Origin of the sequence: Candidatus Kuenenia stuttgartiensis (genome assembly GCF_900232105.1) — a bacterium.
Classification (GTDB): domain Bacteria; phylum Planctomycetota; class Brocadiia; order Brocadiales; family Brocadiaceae; genus Kuenenia; species Kuenenia stuttgartiensis_A.
Window position 1 is genome coordinate 2810050 of sequence record NZ_LT934425.1, and the last position, 16309, is coordinate 2826358.

The window sequence follows — 16309 nt, forward strand, 5'->3', positions numbered from 1 at the left end:
TTCATGCCTTATTTTGTGATAAACTCACGCTAGCCCCCAAAACCTTCTCTTCTTACTGCGCTACTGGAAGAGTACGGGCGAAGGGAATGCCCTTAGGATGGTGGTCAAAACCCTCCATTCCATGCGGAAAGGCGGCATATACGACCACATCGGATATGGTTTTCATCGATATTCTACTGACCCCGAATGGCTCGTCCCCCATTTTGAAAAAATGCTTTATGATCAGGCAATGCTGGCAATGGCATATACAGAGGCATATCTGGCAACGGGGAGGAAAGAATTCGGTGAGACCGCAAAAGAGATATTTGCATACGTTATGCGTGACATGACAGACCCGAAAGGAGGATTCTGCTCTGCCGAGGATGCTGACAGCGAGGGTAAGGAGGGGAAGTTTTATGTCTGGACAGAAGAGGAGATTCGCCATGCCCTCAAAGAAGATGATGCAAACCTGATTATCAATGTATTTAACATCGAAAAGGCAGGTAATTTCAAAGATGAAATAGCCGGCAGGAATACGGGAGACAACATCCTGCATCTGAAAAAAAGCCTTGCAGAAATAGCCTTAGAGAATAAGACATCATTGGATGAACTCAAAGAACGTGTCGAAACTGCCAGAAGGAAATTGTTTGCTGTGCGCAGTAAAAGAATTCGTCCGCACAAGGATGATAAAATATTGACAGACTGGAACGGGCTAATGATAGCTGCCCTGGCAAAAGGGGCGCAGGCATTTGATGCGCCGGAATATTTGGCTGCGGCAAAACGTGCGGCAGACTTTATTCTTTCGGACATGCGCAGGCAGGATGGAAGATTGCTGCACCGTTACCGTGGCGGCCAGGCAGGCATACCGGCCTTTGCAGATGATTACGCCTTCTTTATATGGGGACTACTTGAACTCTATGAAACAAACTTCAATGTAAATTATCTCCGGACAGCGCTGGACCTGAACAGTGACATGATAAAACATTTCTGGGATAATCAAAACGGTGGTTTTTATTTTACTGCGGATGATGCAGAGGACCTTATCGTTCGGCAGAAAGAAGTCTACGACGGCGCCATACCATCCGGGAATTCAGTAGCGGCCCTGAACTTATTCAGGCTTGCGAGAATCACCGCAGACCCTGAGCTTGAAGAGAAGGCAAATAAAACAATGCTCGCCTTTTCCACGGAGGTGAAAAAAATGCCTGCCGGTTACACACAGATGATGATAGGGCTTAGTTTCGGAATAGGCCCTGCTTATGAGATTATCATAGCAGGCAACCCGCGCGCAGTGGACACCAGGGACATGCTTAATACTCTCAGAAGACATTTTATACCCAATAAGATCGTACTCTTAAGACCGACAGATGAAGAAACCCCGGAGATCACCAGAATCGCCAAATTCACAGAGCATCAATCAGGCATAGACGGCAAAGCTACCGCTTATATCTGCCGTGATTACACATGTAAGATGCCTGTGACAGATACGAAAGAAATGCTTAAACTGCTCAAAGAATAGGGAACACTTCCCGTATTTCATTATAGCCCGCCGCTTCTTTTATATTTGCGGTTTATGTATTATGTGTATACCGGATTTGTCCCGCCTATCCTTCTGGCAAGGGATTCTTCTTGTTCAGGCGTCACAAGTATATGGACGTGGTCTGTCATAAGACAGTATGGGGTGCATTCCCGATTTTTTGTATATCTTCACACATTTTGTTTTTTTACAAAGAATTGTAATACTTTAGTCCTATGAAAAAAACCGCTCGTTCCCAAGCTCCGGCTTGGGAACGTAATTGTGTTGGAAGCTCCAGCTTCGAATGGAAAAGGGAATGAACCCATTATGTCAGCTTGGAGGCTTTTCAGTATGTTACCCAAGATATTTGGGAACCTCTTTTGAATCGAATAATACATGAAGCTTCGCTTGCCGGCTAAATGGAAGCTAGAGCTTCCAACACAATTACGTTCCCAAGCCGGAGCTTGAGAACGAGCATTTTTGTTTTTCAAAAATCTAAACTGTTACAAAAAATCAGGAATGCTCCCAACAGTATGCCCAAATATCCAACCCCCGTTTTTTGCTATAGACACTGAGAGTTTTTAGATAAAACGCCTTGTCTTCATCGTCAAAAAAGACGTCTCCCTGATTGTTTCCACGTTGAGTGATATGGTGCGGATAATTCACAGCGCATACTCTCGCTATTTTTTTGGCATACAGAGGAAAATATCACACCTTAAAGTGCATGTCAAAAATATGGGAAGTGTCCCTCCAATTCCTGTAATGCATCGCGCAGCCTTTGGGCATTTCGAAATGCGAATTTGTGTAACACTTTAGCTTTTTGAAAAATTCCTACAATAACGATATACCGTATTAATGCATCAGGAGCAAGGATGCTCCGGCATATCTTAGTTTTTTGAAAATGTAGCGCTGATCCCTTGTGGTAGGCTTGTGCGGGGGATAAACCTCCCGCGCTACGTATTCTGTTTAGTACTTATCAAATTCCCCTCATGGAAGGGGTAAGGGCTTATGTTTATACACATCTTTTTCCATTCCGTGTTTTCGGTTGCACAGGCCCAAAGGCTTTCCAGGCCAATGTGAAGTCTACCATTCGTTGCAGGCCAACCCACATGGTTTTTTGGCCTGGTGAGCCATCGCATTTGCGATTTAAGTATCCTCCCAGACTTGATACCATTACGGTAAAGTCTCCGGGCGATGGCGGGGTTTCGGGTGGAGCTTCATTTTTGGCAATCATATACACGGGTTTCCATTCATCATCCTCTAAAAGTGCTGTACACGGCAAATCCGGGCATTCCCTTCCAAACATGGTAACAAACAATACCCGCCATGCTACTATCATATAAAGAGCAATACACGGCTTGATACGCTCCGCTGTCTCCAATTGGCGCTCTTCTATCTTGCAACCGCTCTTTAATACTTTAAAATATATCTCTATCTGCCATCGGCAAAGGTAACATTCCACCACGAGACACGCTTGCCTGAAGGTGTCTGCGGGGAGGCTGGTGAGCAGCAACCAGGCGATCGGCTCTTCTCCTCCGGGAGGATTGATCTCTTCACTGAAGGGCGTCGTGGGTAAACGACCTTCCGCATAATCGCTCTGGTATTCCTTTATTCATCCATCATCTCCTTGTAATGCAGTTTGTATTTACTCAAAAAGATAATTATAATTATTCAGTGTTTCTGTACCCAGCTAAATTTCTTAATATATCTTCTCCCTCGCCACAATGACTCTAAGGAAACGAAAAAGATGTGTATAAACATAAGGGGTAAGGGGTGGGTAAAAGTGAATGTTGTTGGGTTTTTGTCTTTTATAACCCAACCTAATTTATATTCGTTTATTATGACTTTGGCGTTGCCGTGGCGTAGAATGCTTTTAACTTGCATTCACCAACATGTTATGATATACAGTTGTGAACATTTTCTTTACGTATTTTGAAGGGCTACCGTTTAATAAAAAGGAAGTATTACTATCCAGAAAAATATACCGGATGTTTCTCATCCGTGGTTCTACCTTGTATTTTTTGTTGCGGGATTAGTGGTAGGGAGTTTTCTCAATGTCTGTATCTATCGAATCCCGAAGAATAAATCCTTGATACATCCCCGCTCATTTTGCCCGCACTGCAAGGTGTCTATCAATTGGTTTGATAATATTCCTGTTATTAGTTATATGTTTCTGCTTGGGCGTTGCCGGGCATGCGGAAACAGGTTATCAATACGTTATCCGCTCGTAGAATTGCTGACAGGTTGTGCTTTTTTACAACTGTATTATATTTTTATTGTATGCCGAAGTGAATCTTTCTGTGTGCTTTTTGGATATCTGGCTCTTTGTTGTGCGCTGATAATATCTGCCTTTGTTGATCTTGAATTACGCATAATTCCCAACGAAATCACCTTTATCGGTATTCCGGTCTTTGTTGTTTTAAGTATTGTATGTCCGGATCTGCATCATGCACAGAATACATTGAGAAGATTTACCTTTATTGACATACACCGGCTAGACTCGTTTATTGCCTCGCTCATCGGTATTTTTACCGGAGGCGGACTCATTTTCCTATGCGGTGTGATGGGAAAACTTCTTTTTAAAAAAGATGCCATGGGTTTTGGCGATGTAAAACTTATGGGTATGATTGGCGCTGTTGTCGGCTGGAAGCTGGCGGTGGCGGTATTTTTTGTTGCGCCATTTTTCGGACTTCTGATGGCAATCCCCGTATTTGTGTTTAAAAAAAGCCATTTGATCCCTTACGGGCCGTTTTTATCGATAGCTGCTTTGGTATGCATCTGTTTTCAGGATTATTTTATAGGGCAAATCAATTTATATATACTGGTATTCCGTGTTTTTTTAAATGGTTTTCCTGCCTAAAAATGCGGTATTTATCCTGTCAAAGCACCTATAGTCAAACAAATCTGATTTTTGAAAAGTAGGGGTTAAGCATTTGCCAGTTTGGGTATGAACTTATTTATGACAATTTATAGCAAATGCTTCGCCCCTACACTATACGGCAAACATCACTATTATTGGAATTTTTCAAAAAACTACAGTGTTACCAAAAAGAATGTATTTTTATAATGAGAAACTGCTTTGCGGTTTTCTGTATCCCTTAATTTCTAGTGGCATTGCTCGTGAAAGGAAAAAAAGAATATGTTAAAAAAGGTTGGATTGATGCGGGGTATTTGTCTTTTGGGAATGTTCGGAATGTTTGCGGTGGGAACAGGGTGTGGCGAGCTTAAGCAATTACGCGTTGAAAATCAGCAGTTGAGCCAGAGCCTTGCCAGTCTGCAGCAGGAAAACGCGAACCTTTCGGCGACGGCAAGCAGGTACGAAAGCGAACTCAACAGGCTTGAAAATTCGAGACGGGATCTTGAGTCAAAGCTGGCAGGCACAGGAGCAATCACAAAAATAAAGGACGGCTCTGTTTCTATTGTATTGCCAGACTCAATACTCTTTGATCCTGGACAAACGAAATTACGTGAACAGTCAAAGGCGACTTTGAAAAAAATAGCCGGAATATTGAAAACCGATATTTCAAATGAAATGGTAAGGATAGAAGGGCATACGGATAGTGATCCTATTCAAAAGCAAAAAGATAAATACCCTTCAAACTGGGAACTTTCAACCGCAAGGGCAAACTCTGTTTTGCATTATTTGGTAGATGAATGCGGCATTTCTCCCACAAGGGTATATGTTGCCGGGTTTGGGCAATTTCAGCCCATTTCGGACAATAAAACAAAGGCAGGCAAGGCGCAAAACCGCCGTGTAGAGTTTGTTATTATTAGCGGGGGTGGCTGAAACGCACTGCATGATTACCGTTGTCGATTATGGGATGGGGAACCTTCGCAGCGTAGAGAAAGGGTTCGAACGGTTTGGTTTTGAAGTCAAGGTAAGCGACAATCCAAACGATATCAAACATACTGACAAGCTGGTGCTGCCAGGGGTAGGCGCCTTCAAGGATGCCATGATCGGATTACAGAAGAGAGGATTAATAGAACCCATCATTGACTTTGTCCGGCGCGGGAAACCATTTCTGGGCATATGCCTCGGTCTTCAGTTGTTGTTTTCACGAAGTTGTGAAGATGGTGAGCACATGGGGCTGGACATTATCCCGGGCAAGGTAATTCGATTTGATTTTTCCGGCAGGCAAACAAATGAAAAATTAAAAATTCCCCACATGGGCTGGAATCAGATTGATATTGTCAGGCAGGATAATCCCCTCCTGAAAAACGTTCCTTGTAACTCGTATATGTATTTTGTGCACTCGTACTATGTATGCCCTGAAGATAAAAATGTTGTTGCTACGGAAACGGAATATGGTGTGCGATTTACTTCAATGATATGGCACAAAAACATTTTTGCCACGCAATTTCATCCTGAAAAAAGTCAAAAATACGGCCTTGCCATACTTGAAAACTTTGGGAATTTATAGTGTAGGGGTGAAGCATTTACCATAAACTGTCATAAATGCGTTCATACCCAAGCTGGCAAATGCTTCGCCCCTACACAACCCTGTATGGGTTTGTTTGTGTTTTTTAACCTTTAAACATCTGACCTTATCCTATGATTATTTTTCCGGCAATCGACTTAAAAGGCGGGAAATGTGTGCGATTAACCCAGGGGAAAAAAGACGAAGAAACCGTCTTTTCCGATGACCCCGTGGATATGGCGAAATCATGGGAAGATCAGGGTGCACAGTATCTGCATGTGGTTGACCTTGACGGGGCATTTGACGGGCTGCCTAAAAATCTTTCTATCGTAGAACAGATTGTCAACAACATAAACATTCCCATCGAATTCGGCGGCGGTTTAAGGACCACTGAATCAGTAAAATCCGTGCTAGGCCTCGGTGTGGAAAGGGTAATAATAGGAACAAAGGCCATCGATTCCCCATCATGGGTTGAAGAACTTTGTTCCCTATTTCCCGGGCGTGTCGCGGTTGGCATTGACGCGAAAAACGGCAAAGTTGCCGTGCATGGATGGACGTCTCTCAGTGAAAAAACTGCCATAGATTTCGCACGAGAGATGGAGAAATTCTCGCCATGCGCGATTATTTTTACTGACATTTCAAAAGATGGAATGCTTCAGGGACCAAACATTGAAAGCCTGAAGGAACTTTTATCCTCTATAAAAACCCCGGTAATTGCTTCCGGAGGAATATCCTCGCTCAAAGATATTGAATACATCTGTCAATTGCCAGTAGAGGGTATGATTGTGGGAAAGGCGCTCTACACGGGACACATTAAATTCTCAGAGGCGAAGCAATTGTGCGATTCGATTTGCCTGAATAAATAATACGCCACTGAACTTCAATTCATCCTGTAAGCCGGGGTTAAAGTACGAAACCCAACCGTTCGGTAAATACCGCAAACCGTTTGCTAAAATAAGATAAAACAAAAATGCAAGACATTTTGACAATTAAAGAAGCCAGTGAATGGGCGACAAACTACCTGAAAAAAAATGTAACGACTTCAAATATTTCTTACTTAATACAATACGGAAGGATTAAAAAGATTGGAGACAATGGAACGGTACAGGTTTCCAGACAGGACTTAATAAATTACTACAAATCTTTCAATGGCAAACGAGAAGTCTCCTGGAAAGACCAACTCGGTAACGACTTAAATTGGGCTTTATCATTTGACCAATACAAAGAAGCAGAAACAACCAAGCATGTTCACCGGCTTCATCCTTACAAGGGCAAATTCATTCCTCAACTTGTAGAGTATTTTCTTGACGACCACACCGACAATTTCAAAACAGAGATATATTTTAAAAAAGGTGACATTATTCTAGACCCTTTTTCCGGTAGCGGCACTACAATGGTTCAATGTTGCGAACTTGGAATGCATGCACTTGGTATTGATGTTTCAGTATTCAATGCTCTTATTGCAAATTGTAAAGTGACCAAATATAACTTGATTAATGTCCAAACAGAAATTAACCGCATCACAAAAGCATTAAAAGAATTCCTTTTTAATTCACAGACTTTGGAGTTTGAAGAAAAACTGTTACAAGCACTTTATGAATACAACAACAAATATTTCCCTATTCCTGAATATAAATACCGTTTAAGACAAGGCGAGATTGACGAAGTACAATATGGAGCAGAAAAAGAAAAAGAGTTTTTGCCTGTTTACAACAAACTTCTTAAACAATACGAGCTGAAACTCCGCCAGGAAAAATCCGACACGTTTCTTGGCAAATGGTATTCTCAGCATATCCGGGAAGAAATTGAATTCGTATTCAATGAAATTAAGAAAATCAAAAACATTGACACCAAGAAAATTATCAGTGTAATTCTAAGCCGGACAATTCGAAGTTGCAGAGCAACTACCCATGCGGACCTTGCGACTCTTATCGAACCAGTGTCAGCTACTTATTATTGTGCGAAACACGGCAAAATATGTAAACCGCTTTTCTCCATCTTAAAATGGTGGGAAACATATACCCGGGATACCGTTAAACGGATCGCCCAGTTTGACAAGCTGAGAACACAAACTTTCCAAGTTTGCCTGACCGGAGATAGCAAGACTATCAACATATTTGAAGAACTACAAAAGAAAAATACTGCTTTTGCAGAATTAGCCCTGAAGAAAAAAATCAAAGGTATCTTTTCTTCACCTCCTTATGTAGGGCTGATTGACTACCATGAACAACATGCTTACGCTTACGATTTGTTTGGATTTAAGCGAAAAGATGAATTAGAAATCGGCCCGCTTTTCAAAGGCAAAGGCAAAGAAGCAAGAGAATCCTATGTTCAAGGAATCGCTGATGTGCTAAATAACTGTAAAAGATTCATGGTGGAGGGTTACGACGTTTTCCTTGTCGCAAACGACAGGAGTAACCTTTATCCTACGATTGGAGAAAAAGCAGGAATGCAAATTGTCAATCAATACAAAAGACCCGTATTAAACAGAACCGAGAAAGATAAGGGAGCTTACTCGGAGATTATTTTTCACCTTAAATCAAAATATTGAATGGCATTATCAAAAAATCAGAAAGACAGAATCAGTGAATTATTGTCTCAAAAAATAGAGGGTAAGCTAAAAAAGTATGGCAGAGAAACGACATCAATGCCATTTCTTGCAAGGTTAATCCAGGACAATGAAAAGATTGCTGCATATTCTTTTATTCATTCACTTGCAACAACCCTTGGAATGTCTATCTATGAGGACGTTTCATTGATTATTGCCAGCGAGACAAGTGATGAATGTTTCAAAAGCTACGGAATTGGTGGTGCAATTTCAAGACAACAAAAGTCTGTTATTAATAAAATTATTACAGAATTGAGGAATGGCAATAGAACCGCCGACATTAAAAAGGAAATTTCAGAGATAATTGCAACCCCCTCTTCAGGTGGACAATTTCAAAAGTCAGGTAACATTGCAGATTTCTATATGCGAAGGGGAAACGATGAATGTTACTTTGAAATAAAAACGGTAAAACCAAACATTGACGTTTTTGAAAAGAGCAAAACAAAATTGCTAGAATGGGTCGCAAGAAAAAGGAAACCTATAAAGGTATTTCTAGCTTTTCCTTACAACCCTTACTATCCGGAACCATATTCAAGATTTACAGAAGTCGGTATGATGGACCACCCAAACGACTTTCTTATTGGAGAAGAATATTGGAACTTATTGGGAGGTAATAAGACTTTTCAGGAATTACTTGACGTATTTGATAAAGTTGGTAAACAATTTAAAGCAAAACTTCAGGAAAAGTTCAAACAAGTTGCAAAAGATAAATTAGATTCCTACTAATTTCATCTGCTTGTTCCAAAGCTCCTGTTTGTGAACAAGCAGTTTGGTATTTCGGTAGATTGGGGTTGAGGTACGAAACCAAACCAAACCAAACCAAACAGTTCAACTATTCCGGGTAGAAATTTGATTAAGAATTTGCAATCTTTCCAGCAGGACAAATCATTTATTTGTAAAAACAGCCTTCCCATCCTGCATATCTACCATGATTTCCGAGCCGTCTGGGAATTTCCCTCCCAAAATTTCCATAGAAAGCGGGTTTTCGATGAGCTGCTGGATGGTGCGCTTTAAAGGCCGTGCGCCAAAATGCGGGTCATACCCTTCTTCAATCAAAGTCTCTTTTACCCGGTCTGTAACGGTAAGTTTAAGGTTGTTTCTGGCGAGGCGCTTTCGAAGGTCGTTCAATTGTATGTCGGCAATCTGTTTGATTAGTTCTTTGGAGAGACTGTGAAAGACAATTGTTTCATCGATACGGTTAAGGAATTCAGGGCGGAAGGTCTCCTTCAGCGCCTGTTTTACCTCTCTTTTCAGTTCTTCTTCATTTTCAGGGCCGGTTAAATCCTGTATCCACTGGCTTGCGATGTTTGAGGTCATTACAATAATGGTATTCTTAAAATCAACGGTTCTGCCGTGTCCGTCAGTAAGCCGTCCGTCATCAAAAACCTGAAGCAAGACGTTAAATACATCCCGGTGTGCCTTTTCAATTTCATCGAATAGCACCACTGCATAGGGTCTTCTTCTTATAGCCTCAGTGAGTCTTCCGCCTTCTTCGTATCCCACATAACCAGGTGGGGCGCCTATAAGCCGTGCAACCGAGTGTTGTTCCATGAATTCAGACATGTCGATACGAACCATTGCATCTTCGTTATCAAACAAAAAGGCCGCCAGCGCCTTGCAAAGCTCCGTTTTCCCAACTCCGGTAGGACCAAGAAACAGGAAGGTACCGATAGGCCGGTTCGGATCCTGGAGTCCGGCGCGTGCACGCCGGATGCCGTTTGACACGGCGGAAATTGCCTCTTCCTGACCAACTACCCTCTCTTTCAGTCTTTCTTCCATCTTTAATAGTTTTTCCTTTTCACTTTCCAGCATACGTGATACGGGAATTCCAGTCCATTTGGCGACTACCATGGCAATGTCATCCTCACCCACCTCCTCATTCAGGAGGGATTTGGATTTTTGCAGTTCCTGTAATTCAAGGTGCTTTTCCTTTAATTTTCTTTCACATTCAATAATACGTCCATAGCGTATCTCAGCAACCTTTTCTAAATTTCCCTCCCTTTGGGCTGCTTGCTCCTCAATGCGCGCCTGGTCAATCTTTGCGTTAATGTCCTGTATTTCCTTGATAACCTTCTTTTCGTTTTCCCAGTGTGCCCGGAAAGCCCTGGATTCTTCTTTCAGGTCGGATAATTGTCTTTCAATTTTCTCTATGCGTTGTTTAGAAGCTTCGTCTTTTTCTTTTTTTAAAGCCTCTTTTTCTATTTCCAATTGCAGGATCTTACGCTCTATCTCATCAAGCTCAACAGGCATGCTGTCGATTTCTATCCTTAATTTTGACGCAGCTTCATCGATAAGATCTATTGCCTTGTCGGGCAGAAACCTGTCCGATATGTACCGGCTGGAAAGGGTCGCTGCAGCAATAATCGCTGAGTCTGTTATGCGCACTCCGTGATGCACTTCGTATCGTTCTTTTAGTCCGCGCAGGATTGCGATAGTGTCTTCAACGGTAGGTTCTCTCACATATACTTGCTGGAACCGTCGTTCCAGGGCGGCGTCTTTTTCAATGTATTTTCTGTATTCATCAAGAGTGGTGGCGCCCACGCAACGCAGTTCTCCACGCGCCAATGCCGGTTTTAGGAGGTTGGAAGCGTCCATTGCCCCTTCTGCGGCTCCTGCCCCAACCACGGTGTGCAATTCATCGATGAAAAGTATTATCTGCCCTTCCTTCTCGCTTATCTCTTTAAGAACCGCCTTAAGACGGTCTTCAAACTCCCCACGGTATTTTGCGCCGGCAATAAGCGCACCCATATCGAGCGACATTACCCGTTTGTTTTTTAAGCTTTCAGGGATATCTCCGTTTACAATGCGCTGGGCAAGCCCTTCGACGATAGCGGTTTTTCCCACGCCTGGCTCGCCGATGAGAACGGGATTATTTTTTGTCCTTCGTGACAATACCTGTATTACCCTGCGAATTTCGTCATCACGGCCAATAACGGGGTCAAGCTTTCCTCTTTGTGCCAGAGCAACCAGATCTTTACTGTATCGTTCAAGTGCACGGTACTTGTCTTCGGGAGTCTGGTCGGTGACTCTCTGGCTGCCCCGGATTTCTTTTAAAGCCTTGAGAATATTTTCCCGGTCAATGCCTGCCTCGTTTAATATTTTGCATGCGGAGGTATTTTTTTGCCGTGCCAGCGCCAGCAGCATATGTTCGGTGCTTAGGTATTCGTCCTTCAGCTTGCCGGCTTCTTCCCATGCAAAGTTTATCATATCGCGCAGTTCCGCACTCACATATGCCTGCCCCGGCGCTCCTGAGCCGCTTATTTGCGGAAGCTTGTTAACGGCCTCCATTGTTTTATCAAGAACAATATTTGCATCCACACCTAATTTTTGCAGGAGAGGAACTACGATGCCCTGCTCCTGCGTCAATAAAACCTCCAATACGTGCGCCGAAAGGATTTGCTGCTGCCTCTTTGATTCGGCTAATTCCTGAGCTTCCTGTATGGCTTCCTGCGCTTTTATGGTAAACTTATCAAGTCTCATAGTCTTCCTTTCAAAAGGTTAATTCTCACATAATGTTATTAAATAAGAATTCGTATGGTACAACCCTTCTTCCCTAACACGGCATAGCCGGAACCAAACAAGCGCGAAACAAATTCTAAAATACAAAATAACAATGAAAAAAACCGGGTTTTGAATATTTAAAAATTGAAATTTAGAATTTGTTTCGTATTTCGTGCTTTCACAAAGGGTTATAGATGGTGGACAATTCTTTTATAACACGTCGGACATGGTGTACATGCCGGGGGGTTTTTTTGCAATAATCTTTGCCGTATAAACTGCGCCCCGCGCAAACGTATCTCTTGTGTGTGCCTTATGGGTAATCTCTAATCGTTCTCCAAGCCCGCCAAAAACTACCGTATGGTCGCCAATGACGTCTCCGCTCCTGACTGCGTGTATGCCTATTTGGTTTGAAGGGCGTTCACCGATGATCCCCTGGCGGCCATAGATAATGTTTTTTTCTTTATCCAGTCCGGTTGCATCGCATATTTTTTCTGCCAGTCTCAGCGCTGTACCGCTAGGGGAATCTTTTTTATGTCTGTGGTGTGTTTCAATAATTTCAATGTCAAAATCTTTGCCCAGCATTTTTGCCATTTGGGCGGCAACCGAAAACATTACGTTTACCCCCAGGCTCATGTTTGGCGAAATCAGGCAGGGGATTTTTTTTGATATTTCCAGCAATTTTTCATGATGCAGGGGGGTTAGTCCGGTAGTGCCAGTTACAAGTGCAACGTTTTTTTTCGCGCAGCATTCCGCAATATTGACGGCAGATTCAGGCGATGAAAAATCTATCAGCACATCTGTAGGATTTTCCATCGCAGTTGAAATTTTCAGCCCTGATTCTCCAAAACCGGCCACCAGCCCAATGTCTTTGCCAATGGACACATGCCCCGGGTGTTCCAGCGCCGCAGTTAAATCAGATGCTTTATCTTCGAGGATAAGGGCACAAATCCTTGTTCCCATTCTGCCGCATGCGCCATTTACCGCAATCTTAATCAATGTTTGTTCCTTTTGTATTTTTTGCTGGCGGTCTTGAGGATGTTTCTTTCCCGCCATGTTAAATTATGCAACCCTTCACGATTCACCTTGTCAAGGATTTCATCCACCTTTTCACGCAACTCCATGTCTTTTCTCAGTTCTTTTTCCTGTTGAAGTATTTGGCATCGTTTTAAATAATCAACAACACGGTTTGAGTACCGTACGAACAAAAACCCGTACACAAGTCCCCCCAGATGGGCAAAATGCGCAATATTGCCTCCCCTCGGTGTAATACAATTAAATACCGTAATAGAGGCAAATATCATTACCAGATACTTTGCCCTGATAGGAAAGAAATAGAAAATAACCATGCTATTGGGGAAATACATCGCGAAGGCGACTTCTATAGCGAAAATTGCACCGGATGCCCCGAGAATAGGAACTTTTGGCGTAAAGATACAACAGCATATCCCCGCGAAGATTCCCGCGGTAAAGTAAAGTGTCAGAAATTTTTTTTGACCGAGAACCTTTTCGACCTCGCTGCCAAACATCCAGAGCACCAGCATATTAAAGATCAAGTGCCAAGGGTCTGTTGTACTATGCAAAAACATATACGAAAAAAACTGCCAGAACCACAAATTCCCTATAGCGTCCGGCGGATAGAGCCAGAACATTTTTGTGAATTTATCTGAAGCGGGATAATGCCACGGCAGGGCTGGAGCCTCTGATAATGAGTTAACCGGAAGGGGGGGTAACTGGGGGCTTATCGTGGAAAATAGTAATTGGAACATGAACACCCCGACATTGGCGATGATTAGCATCATAACCAGGCGGGTCCATTTGCTGCCAATATTTAATCCGAAAGGGTTTCTCCTGTAATACATTACGCCCGATCTCTCATAAAACGTTAAACGAAGTTAATTAAATTATAGTAAGCCCTATCCTGAAAAAAGTCAAGAATTGATGTCCGTTACAGGACAATGCCAAAGACGTCTGAAAACGTATCTGCTTGCATGGAAAGCACGATATAAAAAATACGAAATTCGAAGTACGAAATACGAAACAAATCCAAAACATACAACAATATGAAGCACGAAATGCGAGATACGAAAAAGGCGTTTGTTTAGAATTTCAAATCATTTCGTCATTAGAATTTGTTTCGGATTTCACCAGTAAATATTTTGCCAAAAAGTGCAAAGAAATTACTTATAAGGTACTAAACGTTTAAATCAGGTCTTTGATGGCTTATGCCTGTTAAGATTTATTATATGCAAAAAGTTTTTGGTAAATACATATGCCAACGATAAGAAGTATGCCATTCGCACCCCATAAAACAGGCACAACGGGCAATAATGTATCATCTGCAAGTACTGAACCTGTTACCATCAGGGGGTAATAGATAAACAAGATAATCATAAAACTTACTCCAAACCCTATTATAAGGTGAGAGCTACGCAACTTAATGCCCAATGGAATGCCAATAACAATAAAACTTAAACACGAAAGTGCCTGTGAGATTCTTTTGTGTATGGAAATATCGTTTTTGCGTCTTAATTTCTTTTTTGACGCTAACGTCAGGTCGCTTTCAAAGCTTGTAATTTTCCTCAACAAAACAGATATGTTCTTTTCTGTCTCTTCAAGCGATTTTGTGAGTGTGGCTATGTTATTTGTTTCACTATTTTGTATCTCACGTGTTTCAATCATTCTTTGTGATATAACGCTAATCCGCTGTTTTTCTCTTTCTATAGTCTCTTTTATTTCCATTAATTTTAAATCGATATCATCAGCGATGTAATATCCGGCTTTATTTTCCCTTTTTAACTGCATAAGATTTTCGGTTGCGACAAGTATATAATTATTTGCCAGTTTACTCTCGTTTGCCAGTCCATCAATCTTTGATTTCTGCCGTTCCAGATTTTGTTTTGATTTTTTTAATTCGGATTCAAGGTGTTTTTGCTTTTTATTTAATTGCTGCAACTGGTTTTGGTGTTCAGCAAGTTTTCTTGATGCTTCAACCCGTGCCTCTTCAAAATTGTCGGGAATTTCTTTGCTGTTTGCAAGTTCCCTGTCAATTTCATTGTTGTATTTAAAGAGCTGGAATATCGTCATATGCTTGGTGGAAAAGTCGGCCTTGTCTTTTCCCATGGGAATTTCAAATGTGGTCTCCGTAAACACGCCTAAACGCGGAACCTCTTCGGCTTTTTTGTAGTTTGGTTTGATAAATTCCCCCTTGCGCAGCGTAAGGAAGATTGTGTTTTTTTCGTTATTCACCTCGATACTGCCTTCTTCCGCAAAGATGATATCCGTAACATAATCATCCGCATACTGAATAACGGTGACGTCTTTGTTGATGTTGTCTACTACATTTCCAATGTATATTTGATACGGCTCCATGAGTACTTTTTTCTGGAAGGTTGCTAATCTGCCGGCGAGGATATTGTTTATCGCCCTTTCTTGTAATAATTTTATCTGGTAAAGGGATCTTGGCAAAATTTCCGCCGATAGCACCAGCGTAAAAAAACTGAAAATAATGCCTATTACCAAAACCGGAGTAATTATCTTCCGTAAATGGATGCCGCTTGCTTGTATGGCGATAATTTCTCTGTCGGCGCTCAATCTTCCATACGTTAAGGTAGTGGCGGTAAGCAGTGCCGAAGGAATGGAATAAGGCGCCACCTGGATAAACATATGAGGGATGAGAGCTTTTAGGGCTATAATATCAAGCCCTTTGTGTAATATCTGAATTACAAACCCTAAGAACATTAGGATTTCAAAGCACAAAAAAGAAGGCCAGAATGTTTGAAACCATTCTCGTATAACGTAGCGTTGTAATATATTATTAGCAAACATTTTATGTATTTCTATTCTTGTGCCGGTTCTAAATGGATTGTTTTTGTAACAATTTAGTATTTTGAAAAATTCCAACAATGTAGTTCGACGAGGTTCGTCGCACCAAAAAGAGTTGTGCGATGGTGAATAGGGTTTACTCAAGACAATGCGACGAACCTCGCCGAACTACATATGACTATTTCCAGCTTCAAAATACTAAAGTGTTACATTTTTTTTAATTTTATCAGCAATCGCAATGCTTTCAATCGATTTTAATTGTTTTATGTTTTCGCTATATCGTTTCGGCTAATCTGAGGTTAGATCTCAGTCCATTACTCTCTAAGATAGGAGGAAAGGCTTATTCCGTCGATATGAAAATAAAATTACGGTAAATGCCTTGACGTGTATTTTTATTCTTCGTGAAAATTTATTCGAAAACCTTCAGGAGTGCCGTTGCTAAAAAGAAATAATAGCATTCTCTTGTCA

General features: G+C 41.7%; 12 protein-coding genes. 7 read left to right on the forward strand and 5 right to left on the reverse strand.

Annotated features, from left to right (window positions below; all coding sequences use genetic code 11):
- Nucleotides 1-97 precede the first annotated feature (97 nt).
- Entirely contained in the window at nt 98-1495 is a 1398-nt protein-coding gene (locus tag KSMBR1_RS13095; RefSeq protein ID WP_099325732.1) for a thioredoxin domain-containing protein, read from the forward strand.
- A gap of 1009 nt (nt 1496-2504) precedes the next feature.
- On the opposite strand, the gene KSMBR1_RS13105 is transcribed toward KSMBR1_RS13095, so the two are convergent.
- The gene (locus tag KSMBR1_RS13105) at nt 2505-3104 is read right to left on the reverse strand and encodes an IS4 family transposase (RefSeq protein WP_157820829.1); all 600 of its coding nucleotides are present in this window, start codon (nt 3102-3104) and stop codon (nt 2505-2507) included.
- Between the two features lie 423 nt (nt 3105-3527).
- On the opposite strand from KSMBR1_RS13105, the gene KSMBR1_RS13110 reads away from it, so the two are divergent.
- The 6 genes from KSMBR1_RS13110 to KSMBR1_RS13135 all read left to right on the forward strand — a co-directional run bounded on the left by KSMBR1_RS13110 (nt 3528) and on the right by KSMBR1_RS13135 (nt 9244).
- Nucleotides 3528-4352, forward strand: coding sequence for a prepilin peptidase (locus KSMBR1_RS13110; RefSeq protein WP_099325734.1), 825 nt, complete (start codon nt 3528-3530; stop codon nt 4350-4352).
- Nucleotides 4353-4631: 279 nt separating this feature from the next.
- Nucleotides 4632-5279: an OmpA/MotB family protein gene (locus KSMBR1_RS13115; protein ID WP_099325735.1), complete on the forward strand. Its 648-nt coding sequence runs from the start codon at nt 4632-4634 to the stop codon at nt 5277-5279.
- Between the two features lie 10 nt (nt 5280-5289).
- Complete coding sequence (gene hisH / locus KSMBR1_RS13120) at nt 5290-5913, forward strand: imidazole glycerol phosphate synthase subunit HisH (protein WP_099325736.1); 624 nt, start codon at nt 5290-5292, stop codon at nt 5911-5913.
- A 131-nt stretch (nt 5914-6044) separates the two neighbouring features.
- Nucleotides 6045-6776 carry a 1-(5-phosphoribosyl)-5-[(5-phosphoribosylamino)methylideneamino]imidazole-4-carboxamide isomerase gene (gene hisA / locus KSMBR1_RS13125; protein WP_099325737.1) on the forward strand — a complete coding sequence of 244 codons (732 nt, stop codon included), beginning with the start codon at nt 6045-6047 and terminating at the stop codon, nt 6774-6776.
- Nucleotides 6777-6880: 104 nt separating this feature from the next.
- The gene (locus KSMBR1_RS13130) at nt 6881-8461 is read left to right on the forward strand and encodes a DNA methyltransferase (RefSeq protein ID WP_099325738.1); all 1581 of its coding nucleotides are present in this window, start codon (nt 6881-6883) and stop codon (nt 8459-8461) included.
- Nucleotides 8462-9244: a TdeIII family type II restriction endonuclease gene (locus KSMBR1_RS13135; RefSeq protein WP_099325739.1), complete on the forward strand. Its 783-nt coding sequence runs from the start codon at nt 8462-8464 to the stop codon at nt 9242-9244.
- Between the two features lie 159 nt (nt 9245-9403).
- On the opposite strand, the gene clpB is transcribed toward KSMBR1_RS13135, so the two are convergent.
- The 4 genes from clpB to KSMBR1_RS13160 form a co-directional block, all read right to left on the reverse strand.
- On the reverse strand, nt 9404-11998 hold the full coding sequence (clpB, locus tag KSMBR1_RS13140; RefSeq protein ID WP_099325740.1) for an ATP-dependent chaperone ClpB: 2595 nt from the start codon (nt 11996-11998) through the stop codon (nt 9404-9406).
- Between the two features lie 231 nt (nt 11999-12229).
- Entirely contained in the window at nt 12230-13015 is a 786-nt protein-coding gene (dapB, locus tag KSMBR1_RS13145; protein ID WP_099327061.1) for a 4-hydroxy-tetrahydrodipicolinate reductase, read from the reverse strand.
- Nucleotides 13012-13878 (reverse strand): rhomboid family intramembrane serine protease, encoded by an 867-nt coding sequence (locus KSMBR1_RS13150; RefSeq protein WP_099325741.1) that lies wholly within the window; start codon nt 13876-13878, stop codon nt 13012-13014. The genes dapB and KSMBR1_RS13150 overlap by 4 nt, the downstream gene beginning before the upstream one ends.
- Before the next feature lie 370 nt (nt 13879-14248).
- Nucleotides 14249-15844 (reverse strand): LptF/LptG family permease, encoded by a 1596-nt coding sequence (locus KSMBR1_RS13160; RefSeq protein ID WP_099325743.1) that lies wholly within the window; start codon nt 15842-15844, stop codon nt 14249-14251.
- Between the last annotated feature and the right edge of the window lie 465 nt (nt 15845-16309).